This window comes from Methanobacterium petrolearium, from assembly GCF_017873625.1.
Taxonomy (GTDB): domain Archaea; phylum Methanobacteriota; class Methanobacteria; order Methanobacteriales; family Methanobacteriaceae; genus Methanobacterium; species Methanobacterium petrolearium.
Map to the genome: position 1 here is coordinate 67,544 of NZ_JAGGKL010000010.1, position 23,526 is coordinate 91,069.

At 38.9% G+C, this 23,526-nt stretch carries 16 protein-coding genes; 6 read left to right on the forward strand and 10 right to left on the reverse strand.

Features of this window, described 5'->3' with window-relative positions; all coding sequences use genetic code 11:
• Positions 1-110: 110 nt before the first annotated feature.
• Positions 111-2,063 carry an acetate--CoA ligase gene (acs, locus tag J2743_RS09880; RefSeq protein WP_209626768.1) on the reverse strand — a complete coding sequence of 651 codons (1,953 nt, stop codon included), beginning with the start codon at positions 2,061-2,063 and terminating at the stop codon, positions 111-113.
• A gap of 221 nt (positions 2,064-2,284) precedes the next feature.
• Here acs and J2743_RS09885 point away from each other — a divergent pair, with 221 nt between their 5' ends.
• The 3 genes from J2743_RS09885 (at position 2,285) to J2743_RS09895 (ending at position 6,898) form a co-directional block, all read left to right on the forward strand.
• On the forward strand, positions 2,285-3,871 hold the full coding sequence (locus J2743_RS09885; protein ID WP_342451647.1) for a thiamine pyrophosphate-binding protein: 1,587 nt from the start codon (positions 2,285-2,287) through the stop codon (positions 3,869-3,871).
• A 54-nt stretch (positions 3,872-3,925) separates the two neighbouring features.
• Positions 3,926-5,281, forward strand: coding sequence for a B12-binding domain-containing radical SAM protein (locus tag J2743_RS09890; protein WP_209626744.1), 1,356 nt, complete (start codon positions 3,926-3,928; stop codon positions 5,279-5,281).
• 261 nt (positions 5,282-5,542) lie between these two features.
• Complete coding sequence (locus tag J2743_RS09895; protein WP_209626770.1) at positions 5,543-6,898, forward strand: B12-binding domain-containing radical SAM protein; 1,356 nt, start codon at positions 5,543-5,545, stop codon at positions 6,896-6,898.
• A gap of 351 nt (positions 6,899-7,249) precedes the next feature.
• Here the strand turns inward: J2743_RS09895 and J2743_RS09900 are convergent, their stop codons facing one another.
• The 7 genes from J2743_RS09900 to J2743_RS09930 form a co-directional block, all read right to left on the reverse strand.
• Entirely contained in the window at positions 7,250-7,795 is a 546-nt protein-coding gene (locus J2743_RS09900) for a hypothetical protein (protein ID WP_209626746.1), read from the reverse strand.
• A 17-nt stretch (positions 7,796-7,812) separates the two neighbouring features.
• Positions 7,813-7,977 carry a hypothetical protein gene (locus tag J2743_RS09905; RefSeq protein WP_209626748.1) on the reverse strand — a complete coding sequence of 55 codons (165 nt, stop codon included), beginning with the start codon at positions 7,975-7,977 and terminating at the stop codon, positions 7,813-7,815.
• 21 nt (positions 7,978-7,998) lie between these two features.
• The gene (locus tag J2743_RS09910) at positions 7,999-8,826 is read right to left on the reverse strand and encodes a hypothetical protein (protein WP_209626750.1); all 828 of its coding nucleotides are present in this window, start codon (positions 8,824-8,826) and stop codon (positions 7,999-8,001) included.
• 333 nt (positions 8,827-9,159) lie between these two features.
• Positions 9,160-13,968, reverse strand: a complete 4,809-nt coding sequence (locus J2743_RS09915; protein WP_209626752.1) for a right-handed parallel beta-helix repeat-containing protein — start codon at positions 13,966-13,968, stop codon at positions 9,160-9,162.
• 305 nt (positions 13,969-14,273) lie between these two features.
• Complete coding sequence (locus J2743_RS09920) at positions 14,274-14,612, reverse strand: HepT-like ribonuclease domain-containing protein (protein ID WP_209626753.1); 339 nt, start codon at positions 14,610-14,612, stop codon at positions 14,274-14,276.
• Positions 14,599-14,886: a nucleotidyltransferase family protein gene (locus J2743_RS09925; protein WP_209626754.1), complete on the reverse strand. Its 288-nt coding sequence runs from the start codon at positions 14,884-14,886 to the stop codon at positions 14,599-14,601. Before J2743_RS09925 ends, J2743_RS09920 begins: the two co-directional genes overlap by 14 nt.
• A 302-nt stretch (positions 14,887-15,188) precedes the next feature.
• Positions 15,189-16,343 carry a pyridoxal-phosphate-dependent aminotransferase family protein gene (locus tag J2743_RS09930; RefSeq protein ID WP_209626755.1) on the reverse strand — a complete coding sequence of 385 codons (1,155 nt, stop codon included), beginning with the start codon at positions 16,341-16,343 and terminating at the stop codon, positions 15,189-15,191.
• A gap of 69 nt (positions 16,344-16,412) precedes the next feature.
• Between J2743_RS09930 and J2743_RS09935 the strand changes: the two genes are divergently transcribed.
• Entirely contained in the window at positions 16,413-17,171 is a 759-nt protein-coding gene (locus tag J2743_RS09935) for a 6-hydroxymethylpterin diphosphokinase MptE-like protein (protein WP_209626756.1), read from the forward strand.
• Positions 17,172-17,228: 57 nt separating this feature from the next.
• Positions 17,229-18,356, forward strand: a complete 1,128-nt coding sequence (locus tag J2743_RS09940; RefSeq protein WP_209626757.1) for an ORC1-type DNA replication protein — start codon at positions 17,229-17,231, stop codon at positions 18,354-18,356.
• Between the two features lie 136 nt (positions 18,357-18,492).
• On the opposite strand, the gene J2743_RS09945 is transcribed toward J2743_RS09940, so the two are convergent.
• Positions 18,493-19,200 carry a DUF4012 domain-containing protein gene (locus J2743_RS09945; protein ID WP_209626758.1) on the reverse strand — a complete coding sequence of 236 codons (708 nt, stop codon included), beginning with the start codon at positions 19,198-19,200 and terminating at the stop codon, positions 18,493-18,495.
• Positions 19,201-19,473: 273 nt separating this feature from the next.
• Between J2743_RS09945 and J2743_RS09950 the strand changes: the two genes are divergently transcribed.
• Positions 19,474-22,299 carry a glycosyltransferase family protein gene (locus J2743_RS09950; RefSeq protein WP_209626759.1) on the forward strand — a complete coding sequence of 942 codons (2,826 nt, stop codon included), beginning with the start codon at positions 19,474-19,476 and terminating at the stop codon, positions 22,297-22,299.
• Positions 22,300-22,412: 113 nt separating this feature from the next.
• On the opposite strand, the gene J2743_RS09955 is transcribed toward J2743_RS09950, so the two are convergent.
• Positions 22,413-23,526 (reverse strand): FkbM family methyltransferase (locus tag J2743_RS09955; protein ID WP_209626761.1); only part of this gene is annotated, 1,114 nt, incomplete at its 5' end.

Genomic DNA, 23,526 nt, shown 5'->3' on the forward strand with positions numbered 1-23,526 from the left:
GCCTTCTCTTTTTTTAATTTTTCCATTCTAATTTTCTTCTAATTTATTTATTCTTATTAGATTATTTTTTATTTCCACCATTAACTCCTTCTTTCATAACTTATAGTCCTTCATAATGCATGGTCCAGTCCTTCCACGGCTTCAGGATTGGCAAGTGTGGTTATATCACCCACGTCTTCTCCTTTAACCTTTGCCTTAATCACCCTGCGCATGATTTTACCGGAACGTGTCTTGGGCAAATCTTCCACAAAGCCAATATATGCCGGGCTGGCCACTGGGCCGATCTCCTTCCTTACATGTTCCCTGAGATGGTGTTTTAATTTCGGAGATGGATTGTACCCTTCTTTTAGCGTAACATAACTGAAGATCTCTTCCCCTTTAATTTGGTCTGGTTTCCCAACCACTGCAGCCTCAGCCACTTTCACATGGCTCACCAGGGCGGATTCAACCTCAGCAGTACTTATACGATGCCCAGCAACGTTTAAGACATCATCCTCCCTTCCCTGTATCCAGAAATAGCCATCCTGGTCAACACGGGCCACATCACCGCTGAGATATAATCCTGGAAACCTGCTCCAGTATGCCTCCACATAACGTTCCTGGTCATGGTAAAGGGTGCGGAACATGGATGGCCAGGGTGTTTTGATAACCAGATGACCTCCACCTTCAGTTATTGATTCTCCTGCATCATCCACCACATCTGCCTTGACTGTGGGGAATGGTTTAACTGTTGACCCTGGCTTCAGAGAGGTTATGGGGAGGGGTGTTATAAGGTGCATCCCGGTTTCGGTCTGCCACCAGGTATCCATAATAGGGCACTGGCGGTTACCAATATGTTTATGGTACCATATCCATGCTTCTGGATTTATGGGCTCCCCCACACTACCAAGAAGTCTTAAAGATGTTAAATCATGTTTTTGGGGCCATTTTTCCCCGTATTTCATGAACATTCTGATGGTGGTGGGGGCAGTGTAGAAAACATTCACCCCATAATCTTCTATCATCTTCCACAGACGATCTGGTTGAGGGTAATTTGGGGCACCTTCATACATAACAGAAGTAGCTCCCATAATGAGAGGGGCATAAACAATATAGCTGTGGCCGGTTATCCAGCCGATATCCGCAGCACACCACCATATATCCTCATCTTTAATGTCGAAGACGAATTTTAAAGTGGTATAAGTGCCTACTGCATAACCACCATGGATATGAACAACACCTTTTGGTTTTCCTGTTGTCCCAGAGGTATAAAGAATAAACAGGGGATCTTCTGAATCCATTACTTCGGCGGCACACTCCTTTTCCTGTTCCTGGGTGATATCATCCCACCAGAAATCACGTCCAGATTTCATCTGCACAGGACAACCGGCATGTTGAACTACAATAAGATGTTTAAGGGAAGGAATACCATCCAACACTTCATCCACATTTTCCTTAAGGGGTATGACCTTGCCCCGGCGATAAAATCCATCAACAGTTATGGCCACCTTAACCTGGGCATCGTTTGCTCTTTCCTGGAATGCTTTAGCCCAGAAACCAGAAAACACCACACTGTGCACTGCCCCAATCTTGGCACATGCCAACATGGCAACTGGTAACTCCAAAATCATTGGCAGGTAAATAGATACACGATCCCCCTTCCCAACACCAAGACTGCGCAGGGCATTGGCCATCTGATTAACCCTAACATAAAGATCATGGTAGGTGAGCTTCACCACCTGACCTGATTCCCCCTCCCATATATAGGCTACCTTATTTTTACGCCAGGTTTTAACATGCCGGTCCAGGGCATTATAAGTGATGTTAAACTTACCTCCAGAAAACCACTCAGCATGGGGAGGATCCCATTTTAAAACATCAGTATAGGGTTGGAACCATTCCAATTCCCGGGCAAGCTCGTCCCAGAACCATTCCGGGTCATCCTGAGCCCGCATAATAAGCTGGTCATAGTCGTTAATACCATAACGTTCCATCCATTTCTGGATGTTACTTGCTTTAATTAAATCTTCAGATGGTGGAAATAATCTGTTCTCCCTAAGCAGCGCATCTAATTCACTGGAAATAGTAACCCCTCCTCTAAAACCATTTATCCATTACCAGAGTGTAATTAATGATGAACACTACATTCTATTATGTCAATTAAATCCAATAAATTTTTTCTTACCTTCCTGAAAATGAACTGACAACAACTCTAAGTAGGCACTTCAATCTGCAGGAGTTAGACCATAACCTCTGGACTATCTATTTAATAATAGTTAACAACATACCTTGGGTTATGCAAAACATGGCCAAGATTAGATTGGCAGATGCACTGGTCAAAATACTGGAAAAAGAAGGCACCAAATTTGTATTTGGCCATCCTGGGGAACAAATCCTCCCTTTTTACCAGGCCCTACAAAATTCATCCATAAAACATATTTTAACACGTCACGAACAGGGTGCTGCTCATGCAGCAGATGGATATGCCCGGAGTTCATTCCAACCAGGAGTTTGTGTGGCATCCGCAGGACCAGGGGCTTTAAACCTGGTAATGGGTGTGGCAACCGCTTACAAAGATTCAATACCTCTACTGGTTATTACTGGCGATGTTTCCTCTCAGTTAAAGGGTGAAAACGTCTTCCAGGATGTGGATATAAACGCTGTTTTTGAACCCATAACTCTGCAGAGTCATCTTGTAAAAGAACCACAAGAAGGAATCCAACTTCTTAAAATGACGATTTTAACCCTCAAAACAGGTAAAACCGGTCCCATACATTTAAATATTCCACGTGATGTTCTCCAAATGGAGGTTGATCAGTCTTTGCTGGATGAAACCGTGGAATTAAATCTTCCTAATGATTGGAGCAACCTCAAACCGGCAGAAAAATTAGTGGAAAACTCCAAAAAACCACTGATCCTGGCTGGAGCTGGAGTTCTATGGGCTCATGCAGTTGATGATTTACATGTTCTAGCAGAAAAACACCGGATCCCGGTGGCCACTACATATCCTGCCAGAGGAGTCTTAAGTGAGGACCATCCACTCTCTTTAGGACTTTTAGGTCAAAGAGGTACCAAAGCAGCTAACTTCGCTGGGAAAAACTCTGACCTGGTTCTGGCCATGGGCTGCCGCCTATCAGAACGAACACTGAAAGGACTGGGTGATGTGCCAATCATCCAGGTGAATCTAGATGAAAAAGTCTTAAAAGGCAGTGTGAATATTCAGGCAGATGTAAAAAAATTCCTGGAAAAAATCAGGAAAACACCACCAAAAAATACAGACAAATGGTTAGAACAACTCTCCAAACATCCTAAAACTCACAAAATCAGAACAAACTTTAAAAAAACTCCTTTAAAACCACAAAGGGCCATTAAAGAAATTTTAGAAGGTAAAGATGATTCAATCCTGGTTAATGACGCAGGAAGCCACACCACATGGGTAAACCTGCTTATAAAAGCATTGGAATCTCCTTCACTGATCTTTTCTGGAGGATTAGGACCCATGGGATACGGAGTCCCAGCAAGTGTGGGTGTCAGTCTGGCCAGGCCAGATAAAAAAGTGGTGGTAGTGGTGGGTGATGGGGGTTTCCAGATGACCCTACAGGAACTGGCAACAATCACTGAACTGGATTTGCCCATAGTAATCTGCTTGATCAATAACCGTTCCCTGGGCATCATCAGGCAGTGGCAGGAACTCTACTATGGTGCACCATTCCAAGTGGAACTTGACAATCCTGATTTTGTGAAACTGGCCAATGCTTACCATATGCAAGCTAAAAGAGTGGATTCTCCAGATGATATTCTTTCTGCAGTGAAGGATGCACTAAAACTTAATAAACCAGTATTAATAGAAGTTATAGTTGATGAAAATGAAGACATCCCACTCCCGGAGTAAATCATCATACCTACACCGTAAGTATTTTAAGTCCCCATTTCTTATGGTGATCACATGAAAGTCCTGTTCATTAATCCGCCTTATTTTAATTCTAAGTACAAGTTCATAGGATTAGTTGCACCTCCACTGGGCATAGCTTACATGGCCGCAGTTCTCGAGGAAAATGATATAGATGTCCAGATCATAGATGCTGCAGCTCTGGAAATGAGCTGGGAAACTCTGGAATCTGAGATCAGACGAATATCTCCCCAAATAATAGCTATCACCGCCTTAACCCCCACCATCTATCATGGTCTGCAAACTGCACAGCTGGCCAAAAAAACTTGTCCTGAGGCCATGGTGATTATGGGAGGATACCATCCCAGCTTCAACTACCAGGAAATTCTGGAAAAAGACTATGTTGACCTGGTAATTATCGGTGAAGGAGAATACACCATGCTGGAACTGGTGAAAACCATGGAAAATGGAGGGGATATTAAAAATGTTAAAGGCATAGCCTATGGTGATGGTGTGCTAACACCTCCCCGACCCCTTATCCAGGACCTTGATGAACTACCCTTTCCTGCCAGGCACCTGTTACCTATGGACCACTACAAAATTTTGAACATGAAACTGGACACCGCCACCCTGATATCAGGTAGAGGATGTCCCATGCAGTGTTCTTTCTGTGCATCTGCAGCACTGCATGGAAACCGGCTTAGAATGAGGTCCACAGATAATGTGGTGGATGAGATGGAACACCTCATTCAAGACCATGATGCCGGCATGATCGCATTCATGGATGACACCTTCACCCTCAAACCCAGCCGGGTGGAAGAAATCTGTGATGAGATCATGAGAAGGGATATTGATGTTTACTGGGGATGCACAGCCAGAGTTGACAATTTATCTGAAAAAGTACTTCGTAAACTGAGTGATTCTGGTTGCATAACATTGTTCCTGGGAGTGGAATCCGCTGATCAGCAACAACTGGACCGGGTCAATAAACAGATCACCATTGAAAAGATCAGACAGGCGTTTTCCCTGGCCCGGGAAAATGATATTCGCACCATAGCCTCTGTAGTCCTGGGTATGCCTGGAGACACCAGGGAAAGTATTGAAAGGACCATTAAATTCACTAAAGAATTAAACCCATCATACGCAGTTTTCAGTCTGGCCACACCCTATCCTGGAACCCGATTTTACCAGGAAGCAGTACAAGATAATCTTATCAGGGTTAAAGATTGGTCTAAATACACTCTCCTTTCTCCAGTGCTGGATACAGTGGATTGCTCCAGGGATGAGCTCAAATCCCTGCAGAAAAAGGCTTTCCGGCAGTTTTACTTACGGCCAGTCTATCTATTGAAGCAGGTCCGCATGGATGGCCCTATCCTTCTCAAGACTGTTGCCACCATGATAAAAGAAGTTTAAATAGGAGATCAGTTATAACAATAATTAACCCATTTTAATTTTTTCCACCCATATAAAACAATATTATTTTATCTTTCACACCCATTAAGCCAATCACTGGCACATTATCTTCTTAATTATTTCTATTTTCAATAATATCTCTATATTAGGAACAAAAATACCCTATCTGCAGAAAACAAGGATGGGCCTAACACTACGGGATAATAAGATCGTATGAAGATGATGCAAATGGAAAAACCTCATGAAATCACAGCAGAGAAAATGGATGTAACTTTTATAAATCCCCCTCAAACCAACTCCAAATATAAATTCATTGGAGTGGTGGCCCCGCCACTGGGAATATCTTACATGGCAGCGGTTTTAGAAGAAAATGGTTATAATGTGAACATAATAGATGCTTCTGCCCTGGAGATGACATGGGAAGACTTGGAAGAAGAATTAAAGGGAAATACGCCACAGGTGGTGGCCATAACTGCCCTCACACCCACCATAGGGCAGGCTAACAAAACCGCCCAGATAGCGAAAAAAACATGTCCTCAGGCCACGGTAGTTATGGGAGGATACCATCCCACCTTCAACCATCAAGAGCTTCTGAAGACAGATTATGTGGATGTGGTGGTTATGGGTGAGGGGGAATACACCATGCTGGAACTGGTGCAAACCCTGGAAAATGATGGGGACCTGTCACAGGTTAGGGGAATAGCCCTGGAAGACCAGGTGAACCCACCCCGACCACTCATAACAGATATGGATTCATTACCATTCCCAGCACGACATTTGCTGCCCATGGACCATTACAAGATGCTGAACATGAAAACCGGTATGGCCACCATGATCACCAGCCGTGGATGTCCAATGCAATGTTCTTTCTGCGCATCCGCAGCTTTGCATGGTCCAAAACTCCGACTACGTTCCCCTGAAAATGTGGTGGATGAAATGGAACACCTGGTGCGTGACCATCACGTGGGAACCATAGCCTTCATGGATGATACATTCACCCTCAACCACCGCAGGGTAGAGGTTATCTGTGATGAAATCCAAAAAAGAAACCTGAACGTTTTTTGGGGGTGCACAGCCAGAGTGGACACATTATCTGGAGAATTACTGGAGAAAATGAGGGAATCTGGATGTATAACTCTTTTCCTGGGTGTGGAATCCGCAGACCAGCAGATGCTGGACTCCACCAATAAAAACATCACCATTGAAAAAATACGCCAGGCCTTCAAACTATCCAGAAAACATAAAATCCGCACCATAGCCTCTGTAGTTCTGGGAATGCCCGGAGATACCAAAGACAGTATAAAAAGGACTGTGAAGTTTGTAAGGGAACTCAACCCCTCCTACGCAGTGTTTTCACTGGCCACACCCTACCCTGGAACCAGATTCTACAAGGAATCATTTGAAAAGAACCTGATAAAGGTAAAAGATTGGTCTAAATACACCCTCATATCCCCAGTCCTGGAAACAGTGGACTGCTCATTAGAAGAACTACGAAAACTACAGTACAAGGCCTTCAGGAACTTTTACCTCAGACCAGGTTACATAATAAGGCAGGCATGGATGGATGGGCCTATACTTCTTAAGACCATTGCTGGGGTTATTAGGGAAGTTATATGAAGAATTTGCATTAAATTGTTTTCAAAATAATTTTAAATATGTATAAAGTGAATAGAAGCCTGTAGACGTTAATGGACGTATATGGAGTGAATCAGTCTATCAAATTCACTGGCTGCTGATCGCCACCATATCATAACAGTACTCCACAAGCAATGCGGTGAGGAATGTTCCATAAGCTGATTTCATAGCGATTACTTGATATGTGGAATTCTGTTTCAGCCAATAGGTAAATGTACTATTTTTTTACACTTGGAGGTATAGCAAAGATTTCACACCTTCATACCCTACTGTTCTCCAATAGTTGTTTAATGTTGGTAATTGGATCTGTTGAGAGTAAAGTGTACCCATTTGTCATTTTATTGATTGGGAGATAGTTTGAGTGGTTTCGTTAATCACTTGATTGCCTATTTTAGTATCTGGCCCGTAAACTGCAATTGCGTATATTTCATTGTTAATTTTAAAGTACATTTCGCTAGAAACTAGTTTACCTGCTGCGTATTCATAACTGTATGTCAATTTCTCCACAAAAACACCATTCGGATTAGTTTCATTGGTTGAAGATAATAATTTACATGTAGAATCATTTTTAACCCTCAAAATGGTTCTATCTTTCATTTCCGAAGTGGAAGTTGTGCTAATATTCTTAAAAACCATCATGTTTTGTACTTTTAATGGAGCAGTATTTTCAAAATAAGCGATTAATTCTAAGGGAAAACTAGAATTTGTATCATTACTGGAATAATCTGCATTTTCAAAGTCATTAGGATAATTAAAACTCATATAAGCATCAGAAAATGTTTTAGTAGAATTATTAAAAAAACTAATGAACACATTGGAAACTAAAAGAATTAAAATGATTATCCCTATAACCATAGCTAAATTATTTTTATTGTTCATAGTGCCATCTCATATTATTATACTCTTATTATTTTAGGTGTACTTGTATATTTTACTCTTATTATCTTAGGTGCACTTGTATCTGGAGTCTTTGGAGCCCCTTCCTCATCATCAAGGAATAACATGAAAAAACTATCGGTAAAAAAACCAAGTGCAAATTCTTGACAACCGGGCACGGCCAACAACGCAACACCAGCCACCAATTATAAAGCAGCTCGTTGATTTTTATCTTCAAGTGCTTCCTGAAGACTCTCCCAAGCATCATATTCAAAAGCATTAGGATGGGTTTGGACAATTATTTGGGCTTCTTCAAGTGTAAGATTATTCTCATTTTTTTCTAGTGTATAATTTGAGCCATAAATAGTAGTGTAATCCTTTTCTTCAATTTTACTGCCCATGTAAGCGTTATTCACAGCTAATCCAATCATGTCAAAACCTGCAAATGTTGAGAATAGATTAAAAGGAATATTATCAATAATGAACATGTTCGCCCATTGCAATGATATCATTACACTACTTATAAAGCCTGTGAGTCCTTCTTTAATGTTATTGGGTATTTGACTTAAGTCAATGCTTCCTTCACAATTTATAAGGATGTCGGTTATTGTTGTGTTATTGGCCCATAGAGCTTCACCTAAATCACTGGCCCATTCTGTTTGCTGGTTGGGGAAACAGTAGCCTCCGCAGTAGGTTCCATAGAAAATGTCTCGTACAATACCAGTTTCAGGATCAACTAGAATGAATTCACTGGAGCCATTAACTGCTGTAATTACAATATAGCCATTGCTCTGATACATATTTATCGTAGTACCATTAAGGAGTTCTTCACCTATACCAATAGTCACAGAATAACCATCACCATTGGGGAACAGTGTCTGCATTACCCAACCTTCAATAGGTGAAATTGAAGATGAACAAGCATAATTAAACGCCCTCATACTATTCGCAGCACCAACAACAGACATACCCATAGTATGATCACTCTCCAAAGTCAAATAATAATTGTAGACCTCATCACCTGCAGAAACCACAATAGGATGTGTACGACTCCAGGCAATATTATATTTATCACATGTAAATAGTAAAAAAATATAATATAGCCAGAATAAAGCCAACTAGTGACCCTTTGATGATATGCTTCGCTCTTGGTTCTTTTCTTCTCTTAACTAACCCTACTAAAGAAATTATAAAAATAACCACACCAATAATTGCTAAAAAAAGGCTCAAAATCATTACATTATCAACATAATGCCCTAGACTATAAATGATTCGACTTGAAAAAATTAACAGTATTGAAACAAAAGTGATTTTAGCAATTCTTTCCAGATCTTTTGAATTTTTTAAATTCTCCGACATATGTCACCTCATGGCACCATTAAATAACCTTGATCGTAGATCACTGATTCATTCTCCCTAAGCGAACCATCGGGGTTTCTAGGAGTTTCTACATGATAAACATGATTGTCACTTCCAACAAAACATCTATGTTCATAACCCTGTACCCAAGAACGATGAACGTTAAAATATTGCCAATAGTCTAAAGGAAAATAATTGGTCCTTAGGCTAAGGAGTAAACTTCCAGAACCAACCATAAAACCAATACTTGCTCCAAAAGGCCCTGCCACAACAGATCCACTAAAAATAAGGCCATATATGCCATATGCAGAAATTCCAGTTGTTGTAGTGTATGCAATATCTCCGGGGAGTGTATCTTGATGTGTAGATACAAACTGGAAAATATTACCACTATTTTCCGAAATTGTTTTAGCCAAAAATATATTTGTTGCAATCAATCCAACCATATTAGTACCTATTATTGGATTTAGTAAAAGAATAGAAGGGTTGTTAACAAGGAACATAGCAGCGCTTTCTAAAGACATCATAGCACTGCTCATGAAACCTGTGAGTCCTTCTTTAACATTATCTGCCATTCCACTGAAGTCTATGGTTCCATTATTGTTTTCGAGGATGTCTTTTATTGTTGTGTTATGGGCCCATAAACTCTCACCCCAATCATAGGCTAATTCTGTTTGAGGGTCATTATAACAGAAATTACCGCATATATCAAGGGGTGAAGCACAATCTCTAACTATTCCAGTAACTGGATCGATAATAAGAAACATGCTATTATCTCCAGCCCTTTTAATTATAGTGTAACCATCATTCTCAAATATAACTAATGGTTCACCATCTATGAGTATGTCTCCAAGGCCCAGTGTGACACTTCCTCGTGGGTCGTCTCCAAATCCTAATGCTGTGAAAACCCAGTATTCTATGGGTGAAAAAGCTGAGGAACATGCATAGCGGAACGCCCTGGCATTAGCAGGGTTACCAATAACATCCATTCCCATCCTATGATCAGATTCACCTGTAACGTAACAAACGTTAGCATCGTCCACCACAGAAACCACAACTGGAACCGTCCTACTCCATGTGACATTGTATTTGGATGCTGCGGCATCTGCAGTCTTATCATGACAGTACTCAACCAGAAGTGAAGTTAAGAAAGTACCATAAGCCGCCTTCATAGGACCCTGACCAAAAAGATAAGTCATATTACCCTCTGTGTAAGTGTAATTTGTTGTAAGATTGTAATTGTCCTTTTGATTCAACCAGTACCTTAAAATATCATCACTAACCCTGGTGGTAGCAATAGCAAAACTCCTAACACCATCATAACCCTCGTACCAATTAGTATTGTTTATTGTTTCGTAAGCGTATGCTCCATTATGATAAATCAAATCACTCATTCTCTGAGTATAACTTCCAGGGAGATTAATCAGGGTTGTACTGTTTGTATCTGGATCCACAACTGTTATTTTTTTACCTTCATCTCCAGGATAAGACAGGGAAATTATCAGATCATCAGTAAATGATTCGTAGTGATTAAGCATTGCTGATTCTGTAGCATTATACTGAAAGACATTAGTATAACGGGATATTAATAGTTCTCCTAACTGGCTTTTGGTAAAGTTCTGAAGTTGAGAATCTGTCATATTCAGTATAGCGCCAAGATATGTCCGTGGTATTGTAGAATCTGAAAGATAATAATTTATATTGTTTATATCATCAAATACATCTGAATCATAACTGTTGGGATCAACTATGTGGGAATTAGCTAGATAAGCCGCATTAATCACTGTCTTGTTAATTACTACCTGTCCATTAACAATCAGATCGATTTCTTCGGTGAATCGATCAAATTCATTAGCTTTCCAAACCACACTCACCCAAGTCACAGACTCATTTAAAGGAATCTCACAGGTTATATTCAGAGGACTGTATGTTTCATGGTAAATAGGAATGCTTGTTGTGGAGGTATGTGTCCAGCTAGGAGGCACATATGGTAACATTAAAGGGAATCGTACATAAGGTGCATTTCCCGCACTCCATATTCTACTGTACCATAATATATCATCACGATCATTGCTTGGTGGTTGTTGAACTGTGCAATTACCCAGATCATCCCACATACAATCATAGAGATAGTTAATTACATCCCAGCTAAGATAGTTTTGTTGGATATAATGGAAATCATCATCAGATAAACCCCAACAGTAGACAAATTCTTGTAGAAGCTCTTCACTCCACCAGTCAGTGTAAAGATTTCCATATAATAAGTATTCCACTACATTTTCGGGAGGGATTGCACAGTCTATTATTCTCATATCACCATAGGTTCTGGAAACATAATTTTTAAGTGCATTAACATTTTGGTCACAAGGATCTGTAAGGATCACAGCTAATTTATACCAGTTAAAAACCTTTGTTTCGGTAATGTTTTGGTAACCCACTAATTCATAATAGGGCCTGGAAGGATCCAGGGCTGTGCTGGTGATATTCAGAATAGCCATTCCTGGAGATAGTGTGGTCTCTTTGGAGACATTCTGTCCATCAACTGATGCTGAAACAGTCACAGTCACAGATTGTGTAGTGCCCAGATTCAAAATAGTTGTTGCTTTCCCATTGAAAGTGTAAACTGGACTGATAACAGTGCCTAAAGTGGTGGTGAAATTCACTGGAACATCATCTGGAATATGCCCCTCAGATGAAGTATCACTACCCACATTGTTATGGGTTAAATCTGCTGTCACACTTGCATTCCCACCAGAATTAACAGATGAAGTATTCACAGTTAAAACCAACCAGGGATCGTAAATCACAGTGCCATTTCTATTCCAGATATTACATGATGAAGGAATAGTTGAATTACTATAAATCACATTGTTGGTACCCCACCAGTTGTTAGTGGCGTTTACGGTGCTTTTCCACACCATAAGCCCATAACTGAAGTTCCCAGTGATTCTGTTAAAGTGTATCTCTGCAGAAGAGAAGTTAGAAAGCGAAATTCCAGTTCCAGTGGATGCACTGGTTATGTTATTATTGTATATTTGGACATCTGATAAATTACTGATACGGATCGTATTATTTGTGAAGTTGTTCCCTTTAACCTGAACACTGGAATGGCCTGTGATGTATATTCCCGCATCACCATTATCTTTGATATCATTCCCTATGATGGTGTTATCAGTAGAATAATAACTTAATATGATTCCAGAATTGTCCACTGTTCTGGACACAGTATTCGAGTACAGGGTATTGTTACATGAATGAGTTGAATAAATTCCACAACTGTTATCGTCTAATATATTTCCAGATAAGGTATTGTTATGGGAATTGTGAAGGCCAATTCCTCCTGTAAGGGTTAAGATGTTATTTGAAATATAGCATTCATTGGTTGAGTTTAGAAGAATACCGTATGAGGACGTGTATTGGGTAATAATGAAACCTTCTATTACTGAACCACTGCCAGAACTATTAATAGTGAATGTTGGGCTTGAGGGAGTACCAGATCGAACAGTAACATTACCGTCAGAAAAAATGCCCAGTTTTTTGTTAACCACAATATTTTCTGTGTAGGTTCCATTCTCCACCAGGATAATATCACCATCAACTGTTAATGTATTTTCAACGGCTGTTTGTATGGTGCTGAAGGATTTACGGAATGCTTTTGAAACTGTCTGACCATCCAATGTTGCAGTAACCGTTGCTGCACCAAACGATGGACTGGAGGTGAGTGTAACTGTAACTTGACCTCTTCTGGTGGTTCCAGTGGGAGTGATAGTTCCCAGATTGGTGGTGAAATGCACTGGCAAACCATCAGGTATTGTTCCAGAACCAGAGGTATCCTGCCCATGATTGTTATGGGTTATATCAGCAGTTATCTGAGAGTTGGATGTGTTGTTATGTGTTACATGAATAACTGCACCACTCAAGTTTAGGACTAACCAGGGATCATAAGTCACGGTTCCATCATAGATTACAATATCTGCTGGTGTGTTAGAGGAGGTGACAGTGGGGTTGTTGCTACCCCACCAATTATTGGTCGCATTTAAAAAACCAGCTAAATCTGAATAAACACCATATTGATTTCCGAATATCTGATTAAAGTGCATTTCGAAGTTAGATTCAAAGAAATAAACACCATAATTGTTGTTGGATATTATATTTCCATAGAGGTAGTTATTATTAGAACCCTCAATGTAAATTCCAAAACCCCTATTATTCGACACAATATTCCTAGAAATCAGATTGTCACGTGAATAAATCCAAATTCCAGCATAGTTGTTGGAAATATTGTTTCCAGTAATAGTATTGTTTTTTGAATATAAAAGTATGCCATTGCCGGTGTTATTCTGAATGTAATTGTTAAATATATTATTGTTTGTGGATAAACCACTAATGTAAAGTCCAATTCTGTTTCGAGTTATCTTATTTGATTGGATGGTGCAATTGCTTGCAGAATTCAGACGGATTCCAGACGAAGTAAAACTGGTGCCGCCAGTTATTGTGAATCCTTTAATGGTTGAACCACTGCCATTTGAATTTATTGTGAAAACTGATTTTGAAGCATCATAAGCCTGAATTGTAACGTTGCTGCTGTTAGACTGTAAATTCAATGTCTTGTTAACAATGATATTTTCTGTGTAGGTATAAGCAGAGCCATTATCATCGTTAACTATGATTATATCACCATTAGATGCATTATTAACCGCAGCTTGAATGCTGCTACCTGGATTAACAGTTAAATTAGCAGCTGAAACTGTTCCATTGAAGGAGATTATCATCAAAAATATACTTACTATAATCATATATAAATACTTTTTATTCATACTAACACCACAAATTCCTTTTAGAAGAACTACTATTTAATACTTTTTATTAAAAAATTAATAAACAATGGAATTGAAGGGGTGAAAATAGTTTTATCAAATTGCATTTTGGGACATATGTTATAATTAAGCTGTTTAAAATAGGTTTTATTTTAATATAATGATTATAAGAAGGAATATTGATAAAAAATGGGATGAATTAAAAATAAAAGGAAAAATAAGGAATAAAATGTAATTTTAAAAAGGGGGAAAATAAGGAAATGGAAGTACTTAAAAACTGCCATTTAGATAAATACCTGCCACAGTTATTTTTCCTGATTTAAAATTGCTTCAATTTTCTTTTCCATTTGTGGAAGTTCGTTGTAAATAACATTCCAAATTATATTCCATTCAACACCAGAATAGTGGTGAATGAGTTTATCCCGTAAACCTGCAGCTTTTTTCCATTCAATTTGTGGGTTGGCATTTTTAAATTCAATTGATATACTCTTTGAGACCTCACCTATAATCTCTAAACTCCTTGAAACTGCTCTTTGCAATACCGGATCCGATAAAAAATCTTCAAATTCTAATGATTTTGTCTGGTTTTCTACAAGGTGTATCTCATCTAGAATGTGGTATAGGAATACTTCATCTTTGTTCACACCATAACACCTCTTTTTCAACAGTAGGTTTCATATAATGGCTTAAACCTCCAGTTGTAACCAGATCAACTTTTTTATCCAGTAATTTTTCCAGGAAAAATATCAGCTCTATAAAATTATGATATGTGGCCTCATTAAATTCAACTAGAACATCAACATCACTTGATTCCTTCTCTTCCCCTCTGGCATAGGAGCCAAAAACTCCTATTTTGGTGACACTATATTTATTTTTAATTTCCTGTTCATGTGCCTTGATTAAGTCCAAAACCCTCATTATAACACCAGGATAACCTTTTTATATCTTCAGATCATTTATATGATGATGATGATGATTGATATTAAGTTTTTAGTAAGTCATCTCTACCCCAAATGGTTAATGTTTGGTTTTGTCATATGGACATTTATTTTGACTTGTAGTACTATCTGCAGTTGGGATATTAATAATACTAATGATTTTAACTAAGGGTTATATCTCGGAAAGGGATTTCCACTTTTTGTGAATTAAAAAAAGGAATAGTCTTAGAATAGTTAATAGTATATTTGATCGAGTAAAATAAAGGAAATTTGGAAGTATTATTAAATACTTCCCTCTAAATAAGTATCCGCCACAGCAGCCACACCTTCACCAATTTCCACATCCAGTCCCAGGCCTTGCATGGTCATTTCCAGGGCAGCGATGGTGCTTATTATTTCTCTGTGGGTTATGTTACCCATATGGCCGATACGGAAGACATTACCTTTAAGGTGGTCCTGACCTCCAGCCAGTTCAATCCTGTAACGTTCCCTCATGGTACCACGGAGTTCTTTGTCAGTTATTCCTTCAGGCATCCGGATTGAGGTCACGGTGTTACTGGCTGCTTCTTTCTGGGCGAATAATTCCAGTCCCAGGGCACTAACACCATTTCTGGTGGCTTCAGCTGCGAGTTTGTGTCTTTTAACCCTTTCTTCTAATCCTTCTTCCATGATCACTCTGAGGGCTTCCTGCATAGCATACATTAATGAAACTGCAGGGGTGTAGGGTGTTTCTGGTGGTACTGCGTCTCCACTCTTTTTGTATTTTTTCATGTTAAGGTAATAAGTCTGATTTTCTGTCTTATCCACTACATCCCAGGCATCATCACTGAGGGTGATGGCAGCCATACCTGGAGGCGCAGCCAGGCACTTCTGTGAACCGGTAACACAAATGTCAATTCCATAACCATCCACGAACACGTCATCCCCACCCAGGGATGACACAGTGTCCACGATGTACAGGGCGTCAAAATCCTCCATTATTTTACCCACCTGGTCTATGGGGTTGGCAACACCAGTGGATGTTTCATTATGTACAATGGTCACTGCCTTAATATCTTCTTCCTCTTCCAGGATGTAACGAACATCATCAGGGTTAACTGCATGTCCCCATTCAACTTCCAGTTGCACAGGAATTCCGCCGTGGGTTTCGGTTATCTGCATGAAACGTTGTCCGAATTTACCTCCCACAATATTTAACACACGGTCTCCCTTACTGATGGTGTTGGCCAGGGCGGCCTCCATTGCGGCTGTGCCGGAGCCAGTGATAAGGTAAGATTTGTTTTCAGTCTGGAATACATCAGACATCATCTGGTTGGTTTCAGTGAGAATTTCACCGAAAATAGCACTTCTATGGTTAACAATGTTCTCTGACATGGCCTTCAGGACCCTGGGGGCCACACGGGTGGGTCCGGGAATCATCAGTAAAGTTTCATCCATCTTTTTCAACTCCAATTAAAAAATTTCCTCCAAAGTATTATTATGTATATAATGGGATATACCTTATATATGGAACTGACCCTCTGGATGCAGTGGTACCAGCACATCCTGGAAGACTTCGGTTTTGTTCGGGAGGATGATGAACGCTCTGCAGAAATATTAAACAACATATTGGATGATATCGGGGCTTTAACACCACAAGATATCAAAATCAAGGATAAAGTCATTGTTTTCGGAGCAGGACCTTCTTTAAAACCCAATCTTGATGTTTTAAAGAGGATTAACCTAGATGAGTTCACCCTCATAGCTGCAGACGGGGCCACAACCGCCCTTTTAGAGGAAGGAATAAGCCCTGATGTCATAGTAACCGACCTGGACGGTCGGATAGATGACATTATATCTGCTAACCAGCAAGGAGCCTTGATGGTGGTCCATGCCCATGGAAATAACCTGGAACAAATTGAGAAATACACTCAAAAACTGATGAATGTCCTGGGAACCACTCAGAGTGTACCCCTTGCCAGTGTTTACAATTTTGGAGGATTCACTGATGGTGATCGTTGTGTTTTCCTGGCCATGGCCCTGGGGGCAAAGGTTATAATATTATCTGGCATGGACTTTGGGAAGATGGTAACCCATTATTCCAGACCAGACCAGGAAGATGGTCCAGCAGACCAGATAAAACAGAAAAAACTGAAATGGGCCAAAAAACTGGTCAGGTGGGCTGCAGTTAATTCTGAAGTGAAGTTTTTGAATATTTCACAGGGAGAACCTGTGGAATGTGTGGAAAATATTGATCCAGAGTTACTTGAAACCATAACGGGTTAATAAGTAAACATAACAAATATGATAATATCTATTAATTGAATTTAGTGGTGTGAAGAAATGCCAGATCGTGTTGAAGACATTTTAATGGGTGAAGAAACACTTTTCAAGGATATAACTGTGTTTAACCCGGATTATATTCCTGAAAATTTCCTTCATCGGGAATCTCAAATGGAAGCCTTGGCCCTTTGTCTTAGGCCTGCTTTGAAGGGGGGTAAACCAGTTAATAGTGTGGTGATAGGGTCTCCTGCCACGGGCAAAACCACAGCCATCCACAAAATCTTTGAAATGGTTGAAAGAAAGTCTCAAAAGGTGGCCACAGCTTATGTGAACTGTCAACTTTATAATACTCGTTTTAATATCTTCGCCCAGATATATAAGCAATTGTTCGGATTTCTCCCTGCAGGAACTGGAGTTCCCTTCTCCCGAATCTACGGGGAAATAATGAAGAAACTCTCCAACGAAAAAAAGGCACTGGTAGTTGCACTTGATGATGTGAATCATCTTTTCTACCATAAAAATGCTAATCAAATATTATATGACATTTTACGTGCCTACGAAGTCTTTCCAGGTGTCAGAACTGGAGTTTTTGCCATAATATCAGATATAGAATTCCGTTTCCTGCTGGATAAAAATGTTAGTTCGGTTTTCATCCCTCAGGAAGTGATGTTTCAAACCTACACCTGGCAGGAAATGAGGGATATACTAAATGAACGGGTTAAAAGTGGTTTTTATCCTTCAGTAGTGCCTGATGAGATCTTAGATGAAATAGTGGATGTTACCAGTTCAACTGGTGATCTACGTGTGGGTATTGATCTATTAAGGACCAGTGGGAATTTTGCAGAAGCAGATGCATCCAAAACCATTGCTAAAAAACATTTAGATAAAGCATTACACGATATAGGCTCTCAAAGCATTCAAAACACTCTGGATAACCTTTCTGCTGATGAAAGAGAGTTGTTAAGAGTGTTAGTTCAACGTGGTGATGATAATCCAACTGCAGGAGATCTGTACAATACTCTAAAGGAGTACCGGTCGTTGAGTTACGCTTCCTTTGACCGGGTTCTTAAGAAACTGGAATTTATGAGGATAATTGACACCAAATTCACTGGAAAGGGAAAACGTGGCAATTCACGGCTTATCCTGTTGCGTTTTGATTCTAAAGAACTGGGAAAATGGTTGGATTAAATTAATTCTAGATGTATTCAAATTAAGTTGAATATAACCAGATACAGAATATTATAAGTTTCCCAAATAAATCGAGGGATATCAAGGATTAACATAATGCTTCTAATTTTATCTCTACATGTTTTAGATGTCATCCTTAAAATAAACTGTTTATTCCTTCATACACTACAAACTCTTGGAAAACAGAAGAAGGGATAACATAAAGGTTACCCTGAGCATACTGGGACGATGCAGTTTCCATGAGAACTTTACGATTGGTTTGATTTTGGGCTTTATCTTTAAGACCATCCATAAGAGATTCTACAGCACTACCCCGTGACATGCCATTTTTATTCTGTTCTTCCCTTAAAAAGTCAATGGAATTACCAGTCACATAACCCTGACCCTCCACATAAACCGGGCCAACGGCCTGAATCAGGGCATCTATTGCTTCAGGTGTTACAATAACCACCAGATTAGTTTTTAAGCCAGTGTTATATTCAACAATTTCCTGGGCTATTTTAGCCCCTGCTTCAGTATCAGAACCCCACAAAGAATCATGCAAGTAATATTTATCTATACCATAACTTTTCATTTCAGAAGTGGGAGATAAAGTGGGATGTGACAATCCTCCGGGATAAACAGGGGTCATATTAACCAATTTTCCCTGGTTAACATTCACTACAAATGCCATATCAACCGCCCCCACACCGGGCCTCTGTTCAGAGGTATCCACACATAAAAGAAGTACGTTGTAGTTTCCCTCAAATTTTTCCTTTCCCTGAGTATAAAAGTAGGACACAATCAGAAATCCACTTATCAAGATTATGATTAATAGGATTATGGCAATTAATTTTTTTGACATGGTATCATCAGTTACTTTGTAAAATGTTTTATTACGTTAACAGTTACCTCTTATGATTTAAAAGGGCTAAAGGGTATATTATACTTCATCATATAAAAATAAACTACATTATGGTAAATTTTATTTAATAATCCTATGGTTAATATAAATAAGCCCATGGTTAATATAGATAAGTTCTGATCAACATAGCACGGTGAATCTTACATGGTGAATGCCCCGCCAAGAATAAAGAAATATAGATGGTTTAAAGAATTGAGAAGATTAAGGAATTATATGCGAGATTCATATAACTCTTGGAAGCACAGGACAGCTTCAAAGGTTGAACCCTCCAGGTTAATGGATTTTATTAAAGGAGATTATAAACTTACCTCGGAGCAGAAAAAAGAACTCTACAATTCAGTAATAAAAGAATCCTATAATCTTCGATTACATGATTTTAATGAGGAAGCACCATTAGTATCAATTATAATAGTAAACCGGAATGGTTTAGACCATTTAAAGAGGTTGTTTGAAAATTTTGTCGATAATATTCAGTATCCCTCATACGAGATTATAGTGGTTGACAATGCCTCGCAGGATAACTCAGTAGATTTTTTAGAAGATCTTTCGGATGTTTTGCCCCTCAGAGTGATTGAAAACAAGGAAAATGAGACCTTTTCAAGGTCAAATAACCTGGGAGCAGAAATTGCCCAGGGAAAATATTTACTTCTCTTAAACAATGATGTGGAACCCACCTATGGCTGGTTAAATCATATGATGAAATCAGCAATACAATCAGAGGATGTGGGTGCAGTAGGGGCTAAAATGGTTTACCCGGATTGTTCAGGGTCTCGTTACAATAAAAGGAAATCCTTTAAAATTCAGCATGAAGGAATAGCCTTCATGGAGGAAGATGGATTTATCAAACCCTATAATAGGGGTAATGGAAAACCATTCAAGGTTCAGGGCAGAACCGATGAACCACGACCTGCAGTCACGGCAGCAGCATTACTTGTTGAAAAGGATAAGTACTTCCAGGTGAATGGTCTGGATGAAGAATACATCTACGGTTATGAAGATGTTGATTTTTGTTTAAAATTACTGAAAGAGGGATATAACAATATTTATTGCTCTAACGCAGTTTTATTCCACTATGAATTTGGAACACAGGAGAAAAATAAGAAAAAAGATATTAAAGAGCGTCGTTTGAACAATAAAAGATTATTTCAGGAAAGATGGAATAAGTGGTTGCGCAGAGAACTTTTGTTGGATAAGTTAAACTCCAATTACCTATTCTCAGATAAACCTTTAAAAGTGGCTTTTGTGGTTACCGAAACTGGAAATGGCTCTTCTGCAGGGGACTACTTCACTGCCAGATGCCTGGCAAAGAGTTTCCAGAAATTGGGTTGGCAAATAAGTTATCTGTCCAGGGTGGAATCTGATGACTGGTACTATGTAGAAAGGGATGTTGATGTTTTAATATCTTTACTTGATGCCTACAATGTTCGTAAAGTCAGATGTAAGAATAATTTACTCATTAAAATCGCGTGGCCACGTAACTGGTTGGATAGGTGGATTTTTTACTATCCTGATTTTGCAGATTTTGACTTGGTGATGGCCACCAGTGAAACTGCCTGCCGGTACATAGAAGAAAAAACAGGAAGGAATACATTCCTCCTACCCCTGGCTACTGATCCAGAACTTTTCAACAGCCAGGTGAAGAAAGATGCCCGATGGAAGTGTGACTACTGTTTCACAGGGAGTTACTGGAATGATCCACGCGAAATTGTGGACACACTGGATCCAGAGAGTTTGCCTTACACTTTTAAGTTGTACGGTAAAAACTGGGAAGAGTTTGAAAAATTCAAACCATACTATGAGGGATTTGTTCCCCATCAGAAAATGCCTGAAATTTACAGATCCACCAAGGTAGTGGTGGATGATGCCAACCGGGTTACCAAGGAATATGGTTCTGTGAACAGTCGAGTGTTTGATGCTGTTGCCAGTGGGGTTCTGGTGGTTACCAATGGAGATATCGGTGCAGAAGAAACCTTTAAAGGAATATTACCGGTTTATAGATCTACAAAGGAACTTAACGATCTTCTAAGTTATTATCTGTCTAACGAAAAGGAGAGACTGGCTAAGATCAGGGAACTGGAGGAGTTTGTGTTGTCCAACCACACTTTTGATCACCGGGCCCAGAAGATAAAGGAAATACTGGAAGCCTACATTCTGAAAAGGAAGATGGCAATTAAGATACCGGCACCAAGCTGGGATGAAGCTCTGGAATGGGGTGATTACTATATGGCTCTGGGTCTTAAGAAAGAACTGGAGAGAAAGGGTTGTGATGTGGTTCTGCAGGTTCTTCCAGAATGGGATGGTGATGGTGATGCCCGCTGTGATGTGGTCCTGGTTTTAAGGGGTTTAAGCAGGTACCAACCGAAACCACAGCACTTCAATATCATGTGGAACATATCCCACCCGGACGAAGTAACAATTGATGAGTACAACCAGTACCAGCACGTGTTCATAGCCTCCCAGTTCTGGGCTGATGAAATAGCCCAGAAAGTGGATGTTCCAGTGGAAGCTATGTTGCAGTGTACTGACCCAGAACTCTTCTACCCGGACCCTGATGATAAGTACAAACATGACCTCTTGTTTGTGGGAAACTCCAGAGGAGTGCAAAGAAAGATACTAAGGGATTTATTACCTACAGATAAGGACCTGGCTGTGTACGGTGCAGGATGGGAAGGACTGATAGATAAGAAGTATATCAAGGGAGAACACATACCTAATAAGGAACTGAGGAAAGCCTATTCATCCTGTAAAATATTACTCTGTGATCACTGGGATGATATGAGAGATAAAGGTTTTCTATCCAACCGATTGTTCGATGCATCTGCCTGTGGAGCTTTTATAATATCCGACAAGGTTAAGGGTATTGAAGATGTTTTTGAAGATGCGGTGGTAACTTATGATAATCCTGATGACTTTCAATCACTTATTAATTATTATTTAGTCAATAATCATAAGAGAAAAGAAAAATCGCTAGATATAACTGATTTGTCAAATTTTATATTTGAAAAAAATATAGAATTAATACTAGAGTTAATAGATTAATCTGTTGTGTTATTGTGGAATTATTGGAAAGAATATAAGGATTAATGGATTTAAATAAGAAAAAATACCATTTTCTATAATTATTTATATTTTCTTGAAATAAATTTGGTGATTTAAGAAAATTTTGCCAGTGGTAATGGTTTAAAATGTATATCTTTTACATAGCAAAAACTGTAGATAGTGTCTGTATGAAACGTTTTGCTAATATTTTTAAATCCAACTAGTTTCTCGTCCAAGTCTTCTCCTAATAAGTGGTTTTCACCTATAATTAAATCTACCTTATTTAATACCTCATTATTTATTAAATTATCAATAATTTCATGTTCTGAACCTTCAGTGTCAATTTTTAGAACTATATTACAATTAATTTTTTCATTTTTTATAATATCTGATAAAACTGTACTTGCTTCTTTAACTTTGGCTTTTTTAATTTTCATTTGTTTTTTCCCTTTTAACCATTCTGATTGGAGATTGGTAAACTCTAATTCAGTTGTTGTGATTCCATCGAAACCTTGAAGACAGTATATGTCTATTTCCCCATTTTTATCGGAAAGTCCAAAGTTATATGGGTTTATTTTATGAGCTAAGTTTGGGTTTAGGTCAAAATTCTTTAAAGCAAAATCATAGGTTTCTTGATTAATTTCAAAACCGTATACGGCTTTACAAGAATCGTAATTAGCAAATTTCAGTGCAGCATATCCCCGATTCATTCCTACATCGAAAACAACAAATTCTTTAAATTGATATAGTTGTGGTGCTGAGTATCCATCACGAGCATAAATTTCTTTAATAGTATAAAAACGGTTATTTGTCATTAGTTTGATTCCTTCTTCAGTTTCTAGGTATATTCTATTTTCTGAAGGGGAATGAGATATAATTTTGATATTGTTGAAAAAGCACATTTGGAAGAAGTCATCAGTGTCCATCATTTGATATGAATCTTCATCACCATTAAAGAAATATCCCTTGCAAATATCATAATTTTTATTGAAAATATCAATAGCTGTTTTCAAATTTTCTCTTATAGAAATATAAGAATCCATAAATGAATTTATTTTTTCTTGGTTTTGTTCGTGTTTATCTGAGAGTCCGTTTAGGAAGGTTTCTGTTTTTTCTTGGTTTTGTTTGTATATATCTGAGAGTCCGTTTAGGAAGGTTTCTGTTTTTTCTTGGTTTTGTTCGTGTTTATCTGAGAGTCCGTTTAGGAAGGTTTCTGTTTTTTCTTGG

Bases quoted from the DNA above. Each gene is read 5' to 3' on its own strand.
- J2743_RS09885 (WP_342451647.1), top strand. From the start codon at position 2,285: ATGGCCAAGATTAGATTGGCAGATGCACTGGTCAAAATACTGGAAAAA.
- J2743_RS09890 (WP_209626744.1), top strand. From the start codon at position 3,926: ATGAAAGTCCTGTTCATTAATCCGCCTTATTTTAATTCTAAGTACAAG.
- J2743_RS09895 (WP_209626770.1), top strand. From the start codon at position 5,543: ATGGATGTAACTTTTATAAATCCCCCTCAAACCAACTCCAAATATAAA.
- J2743_RS09900 (WP_209626746.1), bottom strand. From the start codon at position 7,795: ATGAACAATAAAAATAATTTAGCTATGGTTATAGGGATAATCATTTTA.
- J2743_RS09915 (WP_209626752.1), bottom strand. From the start codon at position 13,968: ATGAATAAAAAGTATTTATATATGATTATAGTAAGTATATTTTTGATG.
- J2743_RS09925 (WP_209626754.1), bottom strand. From the start codon at position 14,886: ATGAGGGTTTTGGACTTAATCAAGGCACATGAACAGGAAATTAAAAAT.
- J2743_RS09930 (WP_209626755.1), bottom strand. From the start codon at position 16,343: ATGGATGAAACTTTACTGATGATTCCCGGACCCACCCGTGTGGCCCCC.
- J2743_RS09935 (WP_209626756.1), top strand. From the start codon at position 16,413: ATGGAACTGACCCTCTGGATGCAGTGGTACCAGCACATCCTGGAAGAC.
- J2743_RS09940 (WP_209626757.1), top strand. From the start codon at position 17,229: ATGCCAGATCGTGTTGAAGACATTTTAATGGGTGAAGAAACACTTTTC.
- J2743_RS09945 (WP_209626758.1), bottom strand. From the start codon at position 19,200: ATGTCAAAAAAATTAATTGCCATAATCCTATTAATCATAATCTTGATA.
- J2743_RS09950 (WP_209626759.1), top strand. From the start codon at position 19,474: ATGCGAGATTCATATAACTCTTGGAAGCACAGGACAGCTTCAAAGGTT.